This window comes from Streptomyces sp. NPDC088400 (assembly GCF_044753355.1).
Classification (GTDB): Bacteria; Actinomycetota; Actinomycetes; order Streptomycetales; family Streptomycetaceae; genus Streptomyces.
Genome location: NZ_JBIVMZ010000005.1, coordinates 228,367 through 245,594 on the forward strand (window position 1 = coordinate 228,367; position 17,228 = coordinate 245,594).

The window sequence follows — 17,228 nt, forward strand, 5'->3', positions numbered from 1 at the left end:
TTTGGTGCTTCACCTGCTGGTGTGCGCTCCTGGCGACTTCGAGAAGATTAGCACGCTGGCGAGGGTGGGTTCACATCCGATTGTTTGGACGACCCGGCGGCGGAACAGGGAACCTGAACCGGTCGCCACCCGCTCCTCCTGTGTACTCCCAGGGTGCGGGACACTGTCGGCAGGCCGCCTCTACGATCCCGTGTGAGAGGTGACACTCATGGACGGGGCAGACAAGGGGAACCACCCGATTTCCCTGCGCGTGGATACGATCAGTAAGCAGTACCAGGACGGCAACGACGGAGGAGGTGCCCCATGGGAGTCATGAAGCGTTTCGAACAGCGTCTCGAAGGTTTGGTCAACGGCACCTTCGCGAAGGTGTTCAAGTCCGAGGTCCAGCCCGTCGAGATCGCCGGCGCCCTCCAGCGCGAATGCGACAACAACGCAACGATCTGGAACCGCGAGCGGACCGTCGTACCCAATGACTTCATCGTGGAGCTGAGCACGCCCGACTACGAGCGGCTCAGCCCCTACTCCGGCCAGCTCGGCGACGAGCTGTCCGGGCTGGTCCGCGACTACGCGAAGCAGCAGCGCTACACCTTCATGGGCCCGATCAAGGTCCATCTGGAGAAGGCGGAGGACCTCGACACCGGTCTGTACCGGGTACGCAGCCGCACTCTGGCGTCGAGTTCGTCACAGGCTTCCGAGCAGGGCCCCGCCGGCGCCTCGCCGGCCGCGGCCGGCCGCGGCGGTGCCCCCGGCGGCTACGGATATCCGCCGAGCGCGGCGCCCCCGATGCCGGCCGCTCCGCCGCCCGGCTCCGGAGCCTCGCCCTCGGCGGGACGAGGACCGTCCGCAGGCCCCGGACCAGCGGCGGGACACGGCGCGGGGCCGGGTTCCGGCGCCATGCCGCAGGGCCAGGTGCGCCGCTGGATCGAGATCAACGGCACCCGCCACCAGATCTCCCGTGCGACCCTCGTCCTGGGCCGCAGTACCGACGCCGACGTACGGATCGACGATCCCGGCGTCTCCCGCCGGCACTGCGAGATCCGCGCCGGAACGCCCCCTACGATCCAGGATCTCGGGTCCACCAACGGCATCGTGGTAGACGGACAGCACACCACCCGCGCTACGCTCCGCGACGGCTCGCGGATCGTCGTGGGCAACACCACCATCGTTTACAGGCAAGCCGAAGGGTGAAGCGGGGGCAATGTCAGAGCTGACCCTGACGGTCATGCGGCTAGGTTTTCTGGCCGTTCTGTGGCTGTTCGTGATCGTGGCCGTTCAGGTCATTCGTAGCGATCTGTTCGGAACACGCGTCACGCAGCGCGGCTCACGCCGCAATGCCGACTCCCGTCCGCAGCAGACGCGCCAGTCCGCTGCCGCGGCATCGCCGCCGCAGCAGCGCCAGCAGCAACAGCAGTCCGGCGGTCGTCAGCGCCGGGGAGCACCCACCAAGCTGGTCGTCTCCGAGGGCACCCTCACCGGAACCACGGTGGCGCTCCAGGGGCAGACCATCACGCTGGGCCGCGCGCACGATTCGACGATCGTGCTGGACGACGACTACGCGTCCAGCAGGCATGCCAGGATCTACCCGGACCGTGACGGCCAGTGGATCGTCGAGGATCTCGGGTCCACCAACGGCACGTATCTCGACCGGACCCGACTCACCAGCCCGACACCGATCGCGCCGGGCGCTCCGATTCGCATCGGCAAGACCGTCATCGAGCTGCGGAAGTAGTACGACAATGAGCGAGCGGAGCGAGCGAGCCGCAGCGGTCCCGACAGCGGACCGCAGCAGGCTCCCGACCGGAGGGTGGGCAGTGTGGCTCGAGACCGGCTGGCGCGACAGTCGACCGGCGAGCCGACGGGCGAGGTGCGCATGAGTCTCTCTCTGCGTTTCGCCGCCGGATCGCACAAGGGCATGATCCGGGAAGGCAACGAGGACTCCGGCTACGCCGGTCCCCGGCTGCTGGCCATCGCCGACGGCATGGGCGGCCAGGCCGCCGGTGAGGTCGCCTCCTCCGAGGTGATCTCCACGCTCGTGCAGCTCGACGACGACGTGCCCGGATCGGACATCCTCACCTCGCTCGGTACGGCGGTGCAGCGCGCCAACGACCAGTTGCGGGTGATGGTCGAGGAGGACCCCCAGCTGGAGGGCATGGGCACCACGCTCACCGCGCTCCTCTGGACCGGCCAGCGGCTCGGCCTCGTCCACGTCGGCGACTCCCGCGCGTACCTGCTCCGGGACGGCGTCCTGACCCAGATCACCCAGGACCACACCTGGGTGCAGCGGCTGGTCGACGAGGGCCGGATCACCGAGGAAGAGGCCACCACCCACCCGCAGCGCTCCCTGCTGATGCGCGCGCTGGGCAGCGGCGACCACGTCGAGCCCGATCTCTCGATCCGTGAAGTCCGCGCCGGCGACCGCTACTTGATCTGCTCGGACGGCCTCTCCGGCGTTGTCTCCCACCAGACGATGGAAGAGACCCTCGCCGGCTACCAGGGCCCGCAGGAGACCATCCAGGACCTTATCCAGCTCGCCCTGCGCGGCGGCGGCCCCGACAACATCACCTGCATCGTGGCCGACGTCCTGGACGCCGAGACCAACGACACCCTGGCCGGTCAGCTCAACGACACCCCGGTCGTCGTCGGCGCGGTCGCCGAGAACCAGCTCCCGCTGAGTTCCGCCGAGGACGCCGCGATGCAGACCCCCGCGGGCCGTGCGGCCGGCCTCGGCCGCGGCGTACCGCAGCAGCCCGGCGGCGGCTTCGGCCCGCCCGGCAGCGGTGACAGCTCCGACTACGACGGCATGCCGCCCGAGGGCAGCTTCGGCGCATACAGCGACGGGGACTTCACCAAACCACGTACGGGCCGTAAGTGGTTCATGAGATCCTTCTACACCGTGCTCGCGCTGGCCGTGGTCGGCGGCGGTCTGTACGGCGGTTACCGCTGGACGCAGACCCAGTACTACGTCGGCGCCGACAAGGAACATGTCGCGCTCTACCGGGGCATCAGCCAGGATCTGGGCTGGCTCTCGCTCTCCAAGGTGGAGAAAGAAACGGACATCGAACTCAAGTACCTCCCGGACTACCAGCGCAAGCAGGTCGAGGCCACCATCGCGGAGGGCAGCCTGGCCGACGGACGCGTCAAGATCGAGGAGCTCTCCGTCCAGGCGTCGGCCTGCAAGAAGGACGAGCTGCGCCGCCAGGCGGCCGACAAGCAGGCCGACGCGGTCACCGGCGAAGCCGGCGGCGGCACGACCGGCACGAACTCCTCCGCGAAGACCACCGACATCAAGCCGAAAGCAGCTCCCACTCCAGGCCCCAGCCTCTCGGAGGACGAGCAAAAAGTGGCCTCGAACTGCGGGAAGCAGTAGTAGGCGGCCGTAGGGGGCCCTTCACCACCATGAGCGTTGTCACCAATACGACCACCATCGGCGCGATCGACGCACCGAGCCGGCGCAACACCGAGCTGGCTCTGCTCGCCTTCGCGGTCGCCATCCCGGTGTTCGCGTACCTGAACGTGGGCCTCGCCATGGACGGCGAGGTCCCCTCCGGAATGCTGGGCTACGGGCTGGGACTCGGCCTGCTCGCGGCCGTCGCACACCTCGTGGTGCGGAAATTCGCCCGCTACGCCGATCCGCTGCTGCTGCCGTTGGCGACGCTGCTCCAGGGCCTCGGTCTGGTACTGATCTGGCGCCTCGACCAGTCGCCACGGCTGATCCGGCTCGCCGAGATCGCTTACAACTCCCCCTTCAAACCCGTCGCCCCGAAGCAGCTGATGTTCGCGGCGCTGGGCGTCGCTCTTTTCGCGGCCGTACTGATCCTCCTGAAGGATCACCGCATCCTGCAGCGCTATACCTACATCTCCATGGCCGTGGCGCTGGTGCTGCTCATCCTGCCGGTGTTCTTCCCGCCCCGGTTCGGTGCCAGGATCTGGATCCAGATCCCCGGTTTCGGCACCCTCCAGCCCGGTGAGTTCGCCAAGATCATCATCGCGATCTTCTTCTCCGGCTATCTGATGGTCAAACGCGACGCCCTGGCCCTCGCCAGCCGTCGCTTCATGGGGCTCTATCTGCCGCGTGGCCGTGACCTCGGCCCCATCCTCGCCATCTGGGCGATGTCGATCCTGATCCTCGTCTTCGAGACCGACCTCGGCACCTCGCTGCTCTTCTTCGGTCTCTTCGTGGTCATGCTGTACGTGGCGACCGAGCGCACCAGCTGGATCGTCTTCGGTCTGCTGATGTCCGTGGGAGGGGCCGTCGGCGTCGCGACCTTCGAGCCGCACGTCCAGTCCCGTGTCAATGCCTGGCTCGACCCCTTCGCCTGCTACAAGACAGACGGCAGCGGCGCCTGCCAGCAGATCGCCGACGGCCTGATGTCCTTCGGCTCCGGCGGCACCCTCGGCGCCGGGCTCGGCCAGGGGAATTCCGACCTCATCGGCTTCGCCGCCAACGCCGACTTCATCCTCACCACCGTCGGCGAGGAACTCGGTCTCGCGGGCACGATGGCGTTCCTGCTGCTCTACGGTCTGATCGTGGAGCGCGGTGTACGTACGGCCCTGGCCGCCCGCGACCCGTTCGGCAAGCTCCTCGCGATCGGCCTCTCCAGCGCCTTCGCCATCCAGGTCTTCGTCGTCGCCGGCGGCGTCCTGGGCCTCATCCCGCTGACCGGTATGACCATGCCGTTCCTCGCGGCCGGTGGCTCCTCGATCCTCGCCAACTGGGCTCTGATCGGCATCCTGATCCGTATCAGTGACACCGCACGTCGGCCCGCACCGGCTCCCGCCCCGTCACCCGACGCCGAGATGACCCAGGTGGTCCGACCGTGAACAAGCCCCTGCGCCGCATCGCGATCTTCTGCGGGCTCCTCGTCCTCGCCCTGCTGATCCGGGTCAACTGGATCCAGTACGGCCGCGCCGAAGAGCTGAACACGCACGAGTACAACCGCCGGGTGCTCATCGAGCGCTACAGCCACGAGCGCGGAAACATCATCGTCGACGGCAAGCCGATCACCGGCTCCGCCAAGACCGACGGCACCGACTTCGCGTACAAGCGCACCTATACGGACGGCCCCATGTGGGCACCCGTCACCGGCTACGCCTCGCAGGCCTTCGGCGCCAACCAGATCGAGAATCTTGAGGACGGCGTCCTCAGCGGCAACGACGACCGGCTCTTCTTCGACCGCACCATGGGGATGTTCACGGGCAAGAAGCAGAGGGGCGGCAATGTCGTCACCACCCTGAACAGCGCCGCCCAGAAGGCCGCGTTCAAGGGCCTGGGCAAGAAGAAGGGCGCCGTCGCGGCCCTCGACCCGCAGACGGGCAAGATCCTCGCGCTGGCCTCCGCTCCCAGCTACGACCCCTCCAAGTTCGCCGGCAACAGCGACAAGGACAGCAAGGCCTGGACCGCGCTGGGTAAGAAGAACGACGCCAACGACCCGATGCTCAACCGCGCCCTGCGCGAGACCTACCCGCCCGGCTCCACGTTCAAGGTGCTCACCGCCGCCGCCGCCCTGGAGCACGGCACGGTCACGGACCCCGACGCGGCGACCGACTCGCCGCTGCCCTGGATCATGCCGGGGACCACCAGTCCGCTGCCGAACGAGAACAACATCCCCTGCAAGAACGTCTCGCTCCGCGAGGCGCTGCGGATGTCCTGCAACACCGTCTTCGGCAAGCTGGGAGCGGACCTCGGCAAGGACAAGATGCTGGAGACCGCGAAGAAGTTCGGCTTCAACGCGGAGCACTTCACCCCGGTCCGGGCCGATGCCTCGTACTTCTCCGACGACATGAACGTCTCGCAGACCGCGCTCTCCTCCATCGGCCAGTTCGACACCCGCGCCACCCCGCTCCAGATGGCCATGATCGCCTCCGCGGTCGCCAATGACGGCAAGCTGATGAAGCCGTACATGGTCGACCGGCTGGAAGCGCCCAACCTGGACGTGCTCGAGCAGACCGAGCCCGAGGAAATGAACCGGCCGCTGAGCCAGGAGCACGCCCAGATACTGCAGAGCGTCATGGAGACCGTCGTCAACGACGGCACCGGCAAGAACGCGCAGATCCCGGGAGTGACGGTCGGCGGCAAGACCGGTACCGCCCAGCACGGCGAGAACAACAGCAAGAACCCTTACGCCTGGTTCATCTCGTACGCCAAGACGGACGGCGGTTCGCCGGTCGCGGTCGCGGTCGTCGTCGAGGACGAGGAGGCCAGCCGTGACGACATCTCCGGTGGCGGTCTCGCCGCCCCCATCGCCAAGAGCGTGATGAAGGCAGTCGTCGACAGCAAGGAGTGACGCCGGTCACGCCTCACGTCCATATCTGCACATTGCGATACCGGTCGTATATCAGGTCACCGTTACGGGCCAACGGCATACGGCGTGCCCGGTAGCGTAGGCGCGAGCAGCACACCGCCGGACCACACACGGGTGCGGTCGGGACCGACGGAGAGGGCTGGAACAGTTATGGAAGAGCCGCGTCGCCTCGGCGGCCGGTACGAGCTGGGCTCGGTGCTCGGCCGTGGTGGCATGGCAGAGGTCTACCTCGCCCATGACACCCGGCTCGGCCGCACCGTCGCCGTGAAGACGCTGCGGGCGGATCTCGCCCGCGACCCGTCCTTCCAAGCCCGGTTCCGCCGTGAGGCCCAGTCAGCCGCCTCGCTCAACCACCCGGCGATCGTCGCCGTCTACGACACGGGCGAGGACTACGTCGACGGCGTCTCCCTCCCGTACATCGTGATGGAGCACGTCGACGGATCGACCCTGCGTGAGCTGTTGCACTCCGGGCGCAGACTGCTGCCCGAGCGCACGCTCGAAATGACGGTCGGCATCCTCCAGGCGCTGGAGTACTCGCACCGCAACGGCATCGTGCACCGTGACATCAAACCGGCCAACGTCATGCTGACGCGCACCGGCCAGGTCAAGGTCATGGACTTCGGCATCGCCCGCGCGATGGGCGACTCCGGTATGACGATGACGCAGACCTCGGCCGTCATCGGCACCGCCCAGTACCTCTCCCCGGAGCAGGCCAAGGGCGAGCAGGTCGACGCGCGCTCCGACCTCTACTCCACCGGCTGTCTGCTGTACGAGCTGCTGACGGTCCGGCCGCCCTTCATCGGCGACTCCCCGGTCGCGGTGGCTTATCAGCACGTCCGGGAAGAGCCGCAGACGCCGAGCGTCTTCGACCCCGAGATCACGCCCGAGATGGACGCGATCGTGCTGAAGGCCCTGGTCAAGGACCCGGACTACCGCTACCAGTCCGCCGACGAGATGCGCGCCGACATCGAGGCCTGCCTCGACGGGCAGCCCGTCGCGGCCACGGCCGCCATGGGCGCGGTCGGCTACGGCGGCGGTTACGGCGGCGGCGACCAGCAGACGGCGGCGCTGCGCCAGCACGAACCGGCCGGCGGCCAGACGGCGATGCTGCCGCCGGTGAACCCGAACGACGGCGGCTACGACGGGTACGACGAGCGCCGGGAGCGGCGTCGGCAGCCCCCGAAGAAGTCCAACACCTCGACCATCCTGCTGGTGGTCGCGGGCGTCCTGGTGCTGATCGGCGCGATCCTCATCGGCCGGTCGATCTTCCCCGGCAACGCCGGCGACAACAGCCAGGTGCCGGTCCCGCAACTCGTCGGCAAGACCCTCTCAGAGGCCGAGCAGCTCGCGAGCAACGCGAGTGTGAAGGTGGCCGAATCGGGTTCGGAACGCTGCGACGAGCCCAAGGGGGCGATCTGCAGCCAGAACCCCGAGAGCGGCAAGATGAACCAGGACGAGACCATCCAGGTCGTCGTCTCGGAGGGCGCCCCCCAGGTCAAGGTTCCCGACGTCACGCAGAAGGACGTCGACAACGCGAGCCGCATACTCAAGAACGACGGCTTCGAGGTCAAGACCGAGGAGGCCGAGTCCTCGGAACAGGACCCCGGCACGGTCCTCGATCAGAATCCCAAGGGCGGCGCGAAGGCCGAGCAGAAGTCCACGATCACGCTGACGATCGCGAAGCAGAGCAAGATCCCCGTACCGGACGTGACCGGTCAGGCGGCGGACAGCGCGGAGGCGCAGCTGAAGACGCTCGGCTTCACGGTCGCACGGACCCAGGTGGACTCGGATCAGCCCCCCGGCACCGTCACCGCGCAGTCCCCGGGCGGCAGCACGCAGGCCGCCAAGGGCGCCCAGATCACCCTGAGCGTCTCCAAGGGCCCGCAGCAGCAGCCGGTCCAGATCCCTGGCGACATCGTCGGCAAGCGCCTCGGAGAGGCACAGGCCGCGCTCCAGGGCCTGGGGCTGAATGTCTCGCTCGCGCCGGGCTCGTCCAACGACGGCAACGCCCTCGTGGTGAAGGCCGATCCTGGAGCCGGCCAGCAGGTCAACAAGGGAGACACCGTCACCCTGACCACGCTGGGTGGCAACAACAACGGCAACAACGGTGACAACGGCAACAATGGTGACAACGGCGGCTTCTTCGGCGGCGCCACCGGTTAGGTTCGCCCAGGTCCCCGGACCGAAGCACGTGAACAGCCCCGGCACCCTCACATCGGGTGCCGGGGCTGTTCTTTCTGTTCCGTACGACTCGTCTGTTCCGTACGGCTCGTCTGCTCCGTACAGCTCGTCTGCTCCGTACAGTTCGTCAGGCTTCTCAGGCGCTCCTCAGCGGAGTTCCGGCGGGAGCGCGCGCTCCTTGTCGACCTTCTCCGTACGGACGAGCTCGGCCCACACGATGTAGCGGTAGTCCGAGGTGTAGACCGGCGTACAGGTCGTCAGCGTGAGATAGCGGCCCGGCTTGGTCTTCCCGGATCCCTTGGGGACCGGCTGGAGCACGTCCACGTTGTACTTCGAGGTCTTCGGCAGCTCCTTGAAGACCTTGTAGACGTACCAGGTGTCGCGGGTCTCGAAGACGACCGGATCGCCGTCCTTGAGCTTGTGGATGTTGTGGAACCTCGCGCCGTGGCCGTCGCGGTGCGCGGCCAGCGTGAAGTTGCCCTTCTTGTCCCAGGGGAGCGCCGACTTGACGGGTTCGGTGTAGTAGCCGGCGGTGCCGTTGTTCAGCGACGACGTGCTGGTGCCCTTCTTGACCAGCACCTCGCCCTTGCCCATCGCGGGAACGTGCAGGAAACCGATGCCGTCCTCGGAGTCGAAGGTCCGGGGGCTGTCGCCGGTGGCGCCCCGCGCCCAGCCGTGCCGTACGTCGTCGCCCTGTCTGGCGGCCTCGCGGTCGGCCAGGACATTCGTCCACCACAGCGAGTAGACGACGAAGAGGCCCATCACCACACCGGCGGTGATGAGCAGTTCACCGAAGACGCTGACCGTGCCGGCGATCCAGCCCCGGGTCCGGGGCCGACGGGCCGCTACCGCGTCAGAGGCCGGTTCAGGGGCCGGATCAGGGGCTGGATCGGGGTCCGAGGGGGGTGCCGCTTCGGTCGTGGGCGGGTCCGGCGGGGGCGGCGTGCCGTTCTGCTCGTCGTTGTCGGTCCTCGCTGCCACCGCACCCGTCCCCGTCCCTGTCGTTTCCGATCGGCCTCAGCCGACGAGAGCGTCGGGCTTGCCCTTGCTGCGTGGCCGTTCCTCCACCATCTTGCCCCACACGATCATGCGATAGGTACTGGTGAACTCCGGTGTGCAGGTTGTCAGCGTGATGTAGCGCCCCTCCTTCGTGAACCCCGAACCCGCCGGTACGGGACGGATCACGCTCACGTTGGACGGTGGCGTCTGCGGCAGGATGCTGGCCATGTCGTACGTGTAGTACGCCTCCCGCGTCTCGACGATGATCTCGTCGCCGGGCTTCAACTGGTTGATGTACCGGAACGGTTCACCGTGGGTGTTGCGGTGACCGGCCACCGCGAAATTGCCCTGCTTGTCGTCGGGCATCGCCGTCTTGAGCCTGCCCTCCGCGTAGTGGCCGACCATGCCGTGGTCCAGGACCTTGGACTTGCTGATGCCCTCGGCGATCGGCACGACGACGTCCAGCTTGGGGATGTGCATGATGGCGAAGCCCTGGCCGGGCTCGAAGGCACCGGGCTTCCTGCCGTTCGCAAAGCCGTCCTGGATCTTGTTCGTCTCCTGGCCCGCGTACATCCCGGCCCGGATGTTCGTCCACCAGAGCTGATACGTGACGAACAGCAGCATCACGACGCCGAAGGTGATGAACAGTTCGCCGACCACGCGGCTGGCGATGACAGCGGGGCTCTCCTTACGGAGGCGTGCCGCGCGGCGCGCCTCCACACGGGAGAGCGGCCGGGAGGGCGCGCCGCCTACCGAGCCGTGCTCGGACTCGGCCGCCGGGGGCTCAGGGCGTTTACGGGCCCGGCTGCCGCCCTTGGCCGCCTTACGGCGCTCGGCGCGGCCTCCGGTGGGCGTCTCCGGCTCCTCCCGGCCACGAGCGGCCTCGGAGCCCGCCCCCGCCCCGGAACCGTCCCCGGAACCCGTCCCGGGCTGGGACTCGGACCATCTCCCGGCACCCGGCTCGGCCGCGCGGCGGGTGTCCGCCGTACGGAGCCCGACCGTCCGGTCGTCCAGAACAGGAGCGGGTACGTCAGGGGCAGGTGCGTCAGCGGCGGGTACGGGGGGTGGAGCGGCGGATGCGGGATCGGTGGCCGGATCGGGTACGGCGGCGGCCCGGTCCGGCCCCTGAGGCCCCTGAGGCCCCTGCGCGTAGTACGGGGCGCCGCCGGACCACTCCCCCTGCGGGTCCTGCTCCGCGTACTGGCGGTAGTAGTCGCCGGACCACTCCGGCTCCGGGGGCTGTGGGGCCGGTACGGGCGCCGTGCCGAGGCCGTCGCCCGGGAGCCACGGCGCGTCCGGGGGTCTGCGGTGCTCCGGCTGTCCCGGGCCTCCACGCTGCTCCTGCTGCCCGGGGATCCCCGGAGGTCCCGGGGGCTCCTGCTGGTCCCGCCGCGGCCCGCGGTGCCGCCCCTGCCCGGGTCTCTCCCGAGGCGGCTGCCGCTGGCCCGGAAGCGGATCGCTCAGCGGATCCGCCAGCCCGTCGACCGCCGCCTCCAACTCGCCGGCGTCCCCGTACGCTCCCTGCTCGTGGGAGCCTCCGTAACCAGCGTCGTCGCCGGGACGGGGTGCGGTCACGCGAGTGCCTTGCCCACCACCGGCGCCAGGCCGTCCGACCGGCCCACCGCGCCCGGATCACCGCACTGCGCGAGCCAGTTGGCCATCATCAGATGACCGTATTCGGTGAGGACCGACTCGGGGTGGAACTGCACTCCCTCGACGGGCAGTTCACGGTGGCGCAGGCCCATGATGATGCCGTCCGAGGTCCGGGCCGTGACCTCCAGCTCGGCCGGCAGTTCCGCCGGCTCGGCCGCGAGCGAGTGGTAGCGGGTCGCGGTGAACGGTGAGGGCAGTCCCGTGAAGACGCCCTTGCCCTCGTGCGTGACGAGGGACGTCTTGCCGTGCAGCAGTTCGGGGGCGCGGTCGACGACACCGCCGTACGCCACGGCCATCGACTGCATGCCGAGGCAGACGCCGAAGACGGGCATGCCGGTACCGGCGCAGTGACGCACCATGTCGATGCAGACACCGGCCTGTTCGGGGGTACCGGGCCCGGGGGAGAGCAGGACACCGTCGAAGCCGTCCTCGGCGTGCGAGGTGGCCACCTCGTCGTTGCGCAGCACCTCGCACTCGGCACCGAGCTGGTACAGGTACTGGACGAGGTTGAAGACGAAGCTGTCGTAGTTGTCGACGACGAGGATGCGCGCGCTCATGAGGCGGCCCCCGCTCCGTCGACCGTCACGTCGTTGAACGGCAGCAACGGCTCCGCCCACGGGAAGACGTACTGGAACAGCACGAAGACGACGGCGAGCGCCAGCACGAGCGAGATCGACGCCCGCAGCCACACGTTGCCCGGCAGATGCCGCCAGATCCAGCCGTACATGCTGTCCCTTCCGTTCGGTGCCGCCCCAGGCGGCACCGCACCAGACTAAAGGGCGACGGTGACACATGGGCGGCGCATGCGTCAGGTGTACTGAGGTTCGGGCTTGCTCTTCGTCACAGACACCCGGACGGACGCCCGGAACGGATCCGGACGGACGCCCGGAGCGGACGCCGGACCGACGCCGGCTACTCGACGGGCTTCGCGTAGTGAAGATCCACCGTGCCCGAGTAGCCCGGGAGCGTCGTCCTGCCGAGCTCGTCGACCTTCCAGCCGAGGCCGTACGCCTTGACGTACAGCTGGTAGTTCTGGAGCGCCTGGGAGTCGGCGAGTCCCTTACGGAGCCTGTCCTGGTCACCAACAGCGGTGATCTTGTAGGGCGGAGAGTAGACACGCCCCTGGAGGATCAGCGTGTTGCCCACGCACCGCACCGCGCTGGTGGAGATCAACCGCTGGTCCATGACGCGGATGCCCTCGGCACCGCCGTCCCACAGGGCGTTGACGACGGCCTGGAGATCCTGCTGGTGGATGACGAGGTCATTGGGTTGCGGCTCGGGGTAACCGGGGTTCGCGGTGGCGTTCGGCGGCGCGTCGTCGAGGGTGACGGTGAGCCCCTGGCCGGTGAGCTTCTCCGTGCCCGCGGTCTTCTCCAGGGCGCGCAGCTTGGCGTTCTCGGCCTCGGTGGAGCCGTCGTCGCGGCTGACGAGGGTGTCGATGTCGTGCCGTAGCGCGGCGGTCCTGTCACCCAGCTCGTGGTTCTTGCGGTCGCGCTCGTGGATCAGGTCGGAGAGCTTCAGCAGCGAGGCGTCGGTACGGATGTTCGTGCCTTTGGCCGTGTTGAAACTGGTCACGAAGATCAGTCCGGCGAGCGCGAAGACGGCAGCGGTGAGCAGCCGGACGGGCCGTCGGACGGATCGGCGGACCGGCCCTGGGGGAGAGTCGGCGGAATTGCTCAACGTACCCTTATCTCCTTAGGCGCCACGGAAGCACTACGCTAACGGACGCCCGGGGACGGTGGTGTTCCCCCTGCTCCCCACCCCGGCACCCCTTTTCGTCCCCCTGCGCGGTCACGCAGCGCATCGACAGGAGAGTCCCTCGTGCCGAAGTCACGTATCCGCAAGAAGGCCGACTTCACGCCGCCGCCGGCCGCGAAGCAGGCGGTCAACATAAAGCTCACCAACCGGAGCTGGGTGGCACCGGTCATGCTCGCCCTGTTCCTGATCGGGCTCGCCTGGATCGTCGTCTTCTATGTGACCGACGGCGACCTTCCGGTCAAGAGCTTCGGGAACTGGAACATCGTGGTCGGGTTCGGCTTCATCGCCGCCGGCTTCGGCGTCTCCACCCAGTGGAAGTAGCCGGTCCACCACCCCACCGTCAAGCTCTACCCCTACTTATCCACAGCGTTGTCCACAGCAGGGGAAAAGGTCAGACGATCTGTGGATAACTCCACGAGATGTTGACGCCGGTGTGACTGCATCCGCCATTCTGATGACGCCGACGCCCCTTGTCGCCACTGGTCAAACCCACATTGGCGACAAGGGGCACGCATGTTCCCCACAGGATGCACAAGATCCGGCACACACTGTGGACAACTGTGGAGTACGGGCCGTCCTGGCCGGAAGCCGCCTCAGACACCGACGGTCACCTCGGACACCGACCGAAGGTCACCTCGGACGCCGGAAGCCGCCTCAGGCGCCCGAAGTCAGCGACGCCGTCCTGACCACGACGGTCACGACCGTCGCCACCAGCACCAGCGCGCACGTGCCGTACTGCACCAGCGCCCGGCGCTCACGAGGCGCGTGCACCATGCCTATCGCGATCGCCGTACCCGCCACCAGGCCACCGACATGCGCCTCCCAGGCGATACCGGCCCAGGTGAACGTGAAGAGCAGGTTCAGCGCCAGCAGGGCGAGGACCGGCCGCATGTCGTAGTTGAGCCGGCGCATCAGTACGGCGGTGGCGCCGAGCAGACCGAAGATGGCGCCGGAAGCGCCCAGCGAGGGCTGGTTCGGCGCGGCCACGAGGTAGGTGAGGGCACTGCCGGCCAGGCCGGAGAGCAGGTAGAGCGCCAGAAAGCGGACCCGGCCGAGCGCCGCTTCCAGCGGGCCGCCGAGCCACCACAGGCCCAGCATGTTGAAGCCGATGTGCCATACCTCCTGGTGCAGGAACATCGCGGTGCCCAGTCGGTACCACTCACCGTCCGCCACGCCGACGACCTGGCCGAGCTGAGGATCGCGGGCAATCCCGATGAGATCGAGATCGGCGACGAGGCGGTAGTTGTCACCCACCGCGAGAACGGCGATGAAGACCGCGACATTGATGCCCAGCAGGATCTTGGTGAGCAGCCGGGGATCGGCGGCGATCGTGCCGCCGGCGAGGGTGCGCGGCGCGGCGGCCGTCGCCCCGCGCCCCGTACCGGAACCGCGGACACAGTCCGGGCACTGGAATCCGACGGAGGCGCTGACCATGCACTCCGGACAGATGGGGCGCTCGCAGCGGGTGCAGCTTATGCCCGTCTCCCGGCCCGGGTGCCGGTAACAGCTGGGCGGACCCTCACTGACGGCGGGCTGGTCCTGGCCTCCACGGCCTCCTGGCGGGTGGTCCATCGGTCCCCTCGGTCCTCGTGACGGCGGACGGCACACAGCGCACCGCCCCGCCCGTCCGGTATGTAACCACTACGGACGGGCAGGGCGGGAAGGTTCCCCGAACCGGGGATCCGGACCAGGGATCCGGACTGTCTGTGAGCGGTCAGCGGGTCTCGATGACGACCGACTCGATCACCACGTCCTGCACCGGACGGTCGGTGCGCGGGTTGGTCTGGGTGGCGCCGATGGCGTCCACGATCTTCTTGCCGGCCTCGCTGGTGACCTCACCGAAGATGGTGTGCTTGCGCGTCAGCCAGGCGGTCGGCGACACGGTGATGAAGAACTGCGAACCGTTGGTGCCCGGACCGGCGTTGGCCATGGCCAGCAGGTACGGCTTGTCGAAGGCGAGGTCCGGGTGGAACTCGTCCTCGAACTCGTACCCCGGGCCGCCGGTGCCGTTACCCAGCGGGTCCCCGCCCTGGATCATGAAACCGCTGATCACACGGTGGAAAACGGTGCCGTCGTACAGCCGGTCCGTGGTCTTCTTACCGGTCGCCGGGTGGGTCCACTCCCGCTCGCCCTGCGCGAGCTCGACGAAGTTCTTGACCGTCTTCGGCGCGTGGTTCGGCAGGAGCCGAATCTCGATGTCGCCCTGGTTGGTCTTCAGGGTGGCGTAAAGCTGCTCGGCCACGATCTGCCTTCCGTAAGTCTTCTCTGACTCGCACGATCCTCGCATGAGAGGCCCGGATACCGCCCGGCCGCTGCCCCCGAACATGCTTTACGCCCGACTTGGGGCGATTTCGGGGCCGTATGGAGGCAGATCCACAGGGCAGCAGAACCACAGACAACAGACAGAGTGCGGAAAGAGCCGGCGCAGAGCCGACACGGAGGAGGCTGGATCGAGGACGCAACGAGGGCATGCCGAAAACAGGACCGACGGCTGAGTCACGTCAGGACCCGCGCATGCCGAGGCGAAGCGTGGCATTGTCGTCCACAAGCTCCCGCTCGGCTCGTATTGGACCGCAATGCCCGAACATCACCCATGTCGCCACCCACTGACCCGGATGCCCGCATCACATGCCGAGACCGAGCCCGGCGGGCATGATTTCGCAAAGGGTGGATAGGCGAAATACGGAACGCCACCGAGGAGGATGATCCTGTGACCCGCATGGACAGCGTGCGCGCCGCTACCGGTTCGGCGAAGGAGAGCGTGCAGCACGCCGCGGAAGCGGTGGCCCCCTACGCCGGTACGGCCAAGGAGCAGGCCGCTCTGTATGCCAACGAGGCGCGCGTACGGCTCGCCCCGACTATGTCGAAGGCCGCCCAGCAGGCTCGTATTCAGTACGGCGCCCATGTGGCGCCCCGCGTACCTCCAAAGGTCGATGTCGCGGCTCACCGCGCTGCCGTCCGCACCCGCACGGCCGCCCGTCAGGCGGCGGACTACACGGTGCCGCGGGTCGAGCAGGCAGTGGCCACCGCACAGCCGATGGCCGAACAGGCCGCCGCGCGTTCGGCGGCCGCCCTGGCCGCTCTGCGCGGACAGGTCACGGCGAAAGAGATCCAGAAGCTGGTGAGGAAGCACGAGCGGCGGGCCAGGGCCGGCCGGGTGGCCAAGGGCCTCGCGGTCCTCGGAGTGCTGGCCGGCGGCGCTTTCGCCGCCTGGAAGTGGTGGGACAAGCAGGCGAATCCGGACTGGCTGGTGGAACCGCCCGCCGCGACCGAGGTCTCGGACCGCGACCCGCTGACGTCCGTCGACGGCAGCCATGTGGTCGATCCGCTCGACCCCGAGGTACAGGCCAAACAGGCGGAGGCGGAAGCGGACCGGGACGATCGTCCCTGACGTCCTCCGCGCATTGCCTGACGTCTCTGGCGTCCTTGACGGCACTGGTGTCCTCGACGTCCTTGTCCCTGCCGCCGATCACAGACCGTGCGTCGCGTTCGTCGCGACGGGGGCTGTGCCACGGGGGACGTACCAGGTGACGTAGCAAGTTCGTGAGGCGCCGGGAGACCGCGGTGATCCCGGTGCCTCACGCCGCGACGGAGGCCGCGCCGGCGGCGGACGCGCTCTCACGTACGTCGCGCATCTCACGCAGCGTGGGGGCGTCGGCCTCGTTCAGCGGACTGGCCGGCAGGTGACGGACCGACGGTGACGAACCGTGCGCCTCGGCACGGATACGTTGCTTGATCGTGGGCGGCAGCGACCGGTCACGTGGCATCGACCTGGGCAGTGGCACCCGGGCCGTCGCGGACTTGGCGTTCTGGTGCGCGGCGGGTGCGGGCGCGGGCTGCTCGGCCGGCTGGTGCACGGCGGCGCCGGCGGCCGCGGCCGGAGTGGACAGTCCCAGGGAGGCGAGCACCGCGAAGAACGCGGTGATGAATACGGTCCACAGTTTCTTGACCTTGAAGGTGGCCATGACCCCTCGCTTTCGGATTGGTCGATTTCCGGGTTGGTAGATTTCGGGTTAGTTGGTTTTGGGTGGGTTGATTTCGGGTTGGTCGATCTACATACCTTCCTCATGATGTGTACGCATCTCGAAAATCCACGGAGCGACGCCGACAGTCCGCAGCTCTTCGGATGAACACCACTCGTACGGTCCAACCAGCCCCGCGAAAGCGGTCCGTGAGCACACCCGGAACCTGGCCGGGAAAATGGCGAGAAGGGCGTTCCGGCCTGCTGAACAGGCCGGAACGCCCCAGACGGTGGAACCGCCCGGCGCCCCCCCCCGCACCCCGTAAGGGCACCCGGCCCCATGTTAGTGATAAGCCACCAACAGCCCGCACCCA

At 68.3% G+C, this 17,228-nt stretch carries 16 protein-coding genes; 8 read left to right on the forward strand and 8 right to left on the reverse strand.

Annotated elements, in window-relative coordinates; translation table 11 throughout:
* The first annotated feature begins 303 nt into the window (after positions 1-303).
* From ACIQD6_RS15110 to pknB, 6 genes are all read left to right on the forward strand, one after another.
* The gene (locus tag ACIQD6_RS15110) at positions 304-1,188 is read left to right on the forward strand and encodes an FhaA domain-containing protein (RefSeq protein WP_401882207.1); all 885 of its coding nucleotides are present in this window, start codon (positions 304-306) and stop codon (positions 1,186-1,188) included.
* A gap of 10 nt (positions 1,189-1,198) precedes the next feature.
* Complete coding sequence (locus tag ACIQD6_RS15115; protein ID WP_401882210.1) at positions 1,199-1,729, forward strand: FHA domain-containing protein; 531 nt, start codon at positions 1,199-1,201, stop codon at positions 1,727-1,729.
* A 141-nt stretch (positions 1,730-1,870) separates the two neighbouring features.
* Positions 1,871-3,367, forward strand: a complete 1,497-nt coding sequence (locus ACIQD6_RS15120; RefSeq protein ID WP_401882212.1) for a PP2C family protein-serine/threonine phosphatase — start codon at positions 1,871-1,873, stop codon at positions 3,365-3,367.
* 29 nt (positions 3,368-3,396) lie between these two features.
* Positions 3,397-4,821 carry an FtsW/RodA/SpoVE family cell cycle protein gene (locus ACIQD6_RS15125; RefSeq protein ID WP_401882214.1) on the forward strand — a complete coding sequence of 475 codons (1,425 nt, stop codon included), beginning with the start codon at positions 3,397-3,399 and terminating at the stop codon, positions 4,819-4,821.
* A complete protein-coding gene (locus tag ACIQD6_RS15130) occupies positions 4,818-6,284 on the forward strand; it encodes a peptidoglycan D,D-transpeptidase FtsI family protein (protein ID WP_401882217.1) in 1,467 nt (488 codons plus the stop codon). The genes ACIQD6_RS15125 and ACIQD6_RS15130 overlap by 4 nt, the downstream gene beginning before the upstream one ends.
* Before the next feature lie 168 nt (positions 6,285-6,452).
* On the forward strand, positions 6,453-8,465 hold the full coding sequence (gene pknB, locus ACIQD6_RS15135; protein WP_401882220.1) for a Stk1 family PASTA domain-containing Ser/Thr kinase: 2,013 nt from the start codon (positions 6,453-6,455) through the stop codon (positions 8,463-8,465).
* Positions 8,466-8,630: 165 nt separating this feature from the next.
* Here the strand turns inward: pknB and ACIQD6_RS15140 are convergent, their stop codons facing one another.
* The 5 genes from ACIQD6_RS15140 to ACIQD6_RS15160 form a co-directional block, all read right to left on the reverse strand.
* Complete coding sequence (locus tag ACIQD6_RS15140) at positions 8,631-9,464, reverse strand: class E sortase (RefSeq protein ID WP_401882223.1); 834 nt, start codon at positions 9,462-9,464, stop codon at positions 8,631-8,633.
* 36 nt (positions 9,465-9,500) lie between these two features.
* Positions 9,501-11,057, reverse strand: a complete 1,557-nt coding sequence (locus ACIQD6_RS15145; protein ID WP_401882226.1) for a class E sortase — start codon at positions 11,055-11,057, stop codon at positions 9,501-9,503.
* Positions 11,054-11,692 (reverse strand): aminodeoxychorismate/anthranilate synthase component II, encoded by a 639-nt coding sequence (locus ACIQD6_RS15150; protein ID WP_401882229.1) that lies wholly within the window; start codon positions 11,690-11,692, stop codon positions 11,054-11,056. The genes ACIQD6_RS15145 and ACIQD6_RS15150 overlap by 4 nt, the downstream gene beginning before the upstream one ends.
* Complete coding sequence (locus ACIQD6_RS15155; RefSeq protein ID WP_401882232.1) at positions 11,689-11,862, reverse strand: hypothetical protein; 174 nt, start codon at positions 11,860-11,862, stop codon at positions 11,689-11,691. Before ACIQD6_RS15155 ends, ACIQD6_RS15150 begins: the two co-directional genes overlap by 4 nt.
* Before the next feature lie 185 nt (positions 11,863-12,047).
* Positions 12,048-12,815 (reverse strand): DUF881 domain-containing protein, encoded by a 768-nt coding sequence (locus ACIQD6_RS15160; RefSeq protein ID WP_401882235.1) that lies wholly within the window; start codon positions 12,813-12,815, stop codon positions 12,048-12,050.
* 141 nt (positions 12,816-12,956) lie between these two features.
* Here ACIQD6_RS15160 and crgA point away from each other — a divergent pair, with 141 nt between their 5' ends.
* Complete coding sequence (crgA, locus tag ACIQD6_RS15165) at positions 12,957-13,214, forward strand: cell division protein CrgA (RefSeq protein ID WP_401882238.1); 258 nt, start codon at positions 12,957-12,959, stop codon at positions 13,212-13,214.
* A 333-nt stretch (positions 13,215-13,547) separates the two neighbouring features.
* Here the strand turns inward: crgA and ACIQD6_RS15170 are convergent, their stop codons facing one another.
* Positions 13,548-14,465, reverse strand: a complete 918-nt coding sequence (locus tag ACIQD6_RS15170) for a rhomboid family intramembrane serine protease (protein ID WP_401882241.1) — start codon at positions 14,463-14,465, stop codon at positions 13,548-13,550.
* A gap of 142 nt (positions 14,466-14,607) precedes the next feature.
* The gene (locus ACIQD6_RS15175) at positions 14,608-15,135 is read right to left on the reverse strand and encodes a peptidylprolyl isomerase (protein ID WP_401882244.1); all 528 of its coding nucleotides are present in this window, start codon (positions 15,133-15,135) and stop codon (positions 14,608-14,610) included.
* Between the two features lie 468 nt (positions 15,136-15,603).
* Here ACIQD6_RS15175 and ACIQD6_RS15180 point away from each other — a divergent pair, with 468 nt between their 5' ends.
* Positions 15,604-16,284 carry a DUF5324 family protein gene (locus ACIQD6_RS15180; RefSeq protein ID WP_401882247.1) on the forward strand — a complete coding sequence of 227 codons (681 nt, stop codon included), beginning with the start codon at positions 15,604-15,606 and terminating at the stop codon, positions 16,282-16,284.
* Positions 16,285-16,471: 187 nt separating this feature from the next.
* Here ACIQD6_RS15180 and ACIQD6_RS15185 read toward each other — a convergent pair whose 3' ends face one another.
* Complete coding sequence (locus ACIQD6_RS15185; protein ID WP_401882250.1) at positions 16,472-16,858, reverse strand: DUF6344 domain-containing protein; 387 nt, start codon at positions 16,856-16,858, stop codon at positions 16,472-16,474.
* Positions 16,859-17,228 lie beyond the last annotated feature (370 nt).

What these genes read in the sequence shown, in the direction of transcription:
- ACIQD6_RS15110 (WP_401882207.1), top strand. Translation starts at nt 304, where the DNA reads ATGGGAGTCATGAAGCGTTTCGAACAGCGTCTCGAAGGTTTGGTCAAC.
- ACIQD6_RS15185 (WP_401882250.1), bottom strand. Translation starts at nt 16,858, where the DNA reads ATGGCCACCTTCAAGGTCAAGAAACTGTGGACCGTATTCATCACCGCG.
- ACIQD6_RS15170 (WP_401882241.1), bottom strand. Translation starts at nt 14,465, where the DNA reads ATGGACCACCCGCCAGGAGGCCGTGGAGGCCAGGACCAGCCCGCCGTC.
- ACIQD6_RS15150 (WP_401882229.1), bottom strand. Translation starts at nt 11,692, where the DNA reads ATGAGCGCGCGCATCCTCGTCGTCGACAACTACGACAGCTTCGTCTTC.
- ACIQD6_RS15125 (WP_401882214.1), top strand. Translation starts at nt 3,397, where the DNA reads ATGAGCGTTGTCACCAATACGACCACCATCGGCGCGATCGACGCACCG.
- ACIQD6_RS15155 (WP_401882232.1), bottom strand. Translation starts at nt 11,862, where the DNA reads ATGTACGGCTGGATCTGGCGGCATCTGCCGGGCAACGTGTGGCTGCGG.
- pknB (WP_401882220.1), top strand. Translation starts at nt 6,453, where the DNA reads ATGGAAGAGCCGCGTCGCCTCGGCGGCCGGTACGAGCTGGGCTCGGTG.
- ACIQD6_RS15115 (WP_401882210.1), top strand. Translation starts at nt 1,199, where the DNA reads ATGTCAGAGCTGACCCTGACGGTCATGCGGCTAGGTTTTCTGGCCGTT.
- ACIQD6_RS15120 (WP_401882212.1), top strand. Translation starts at nt 1,871, where the DNA reads ATGAGTCTCTCTCTGCGTTTCGCCGCCGGATCGCACAAGGGCATGATC.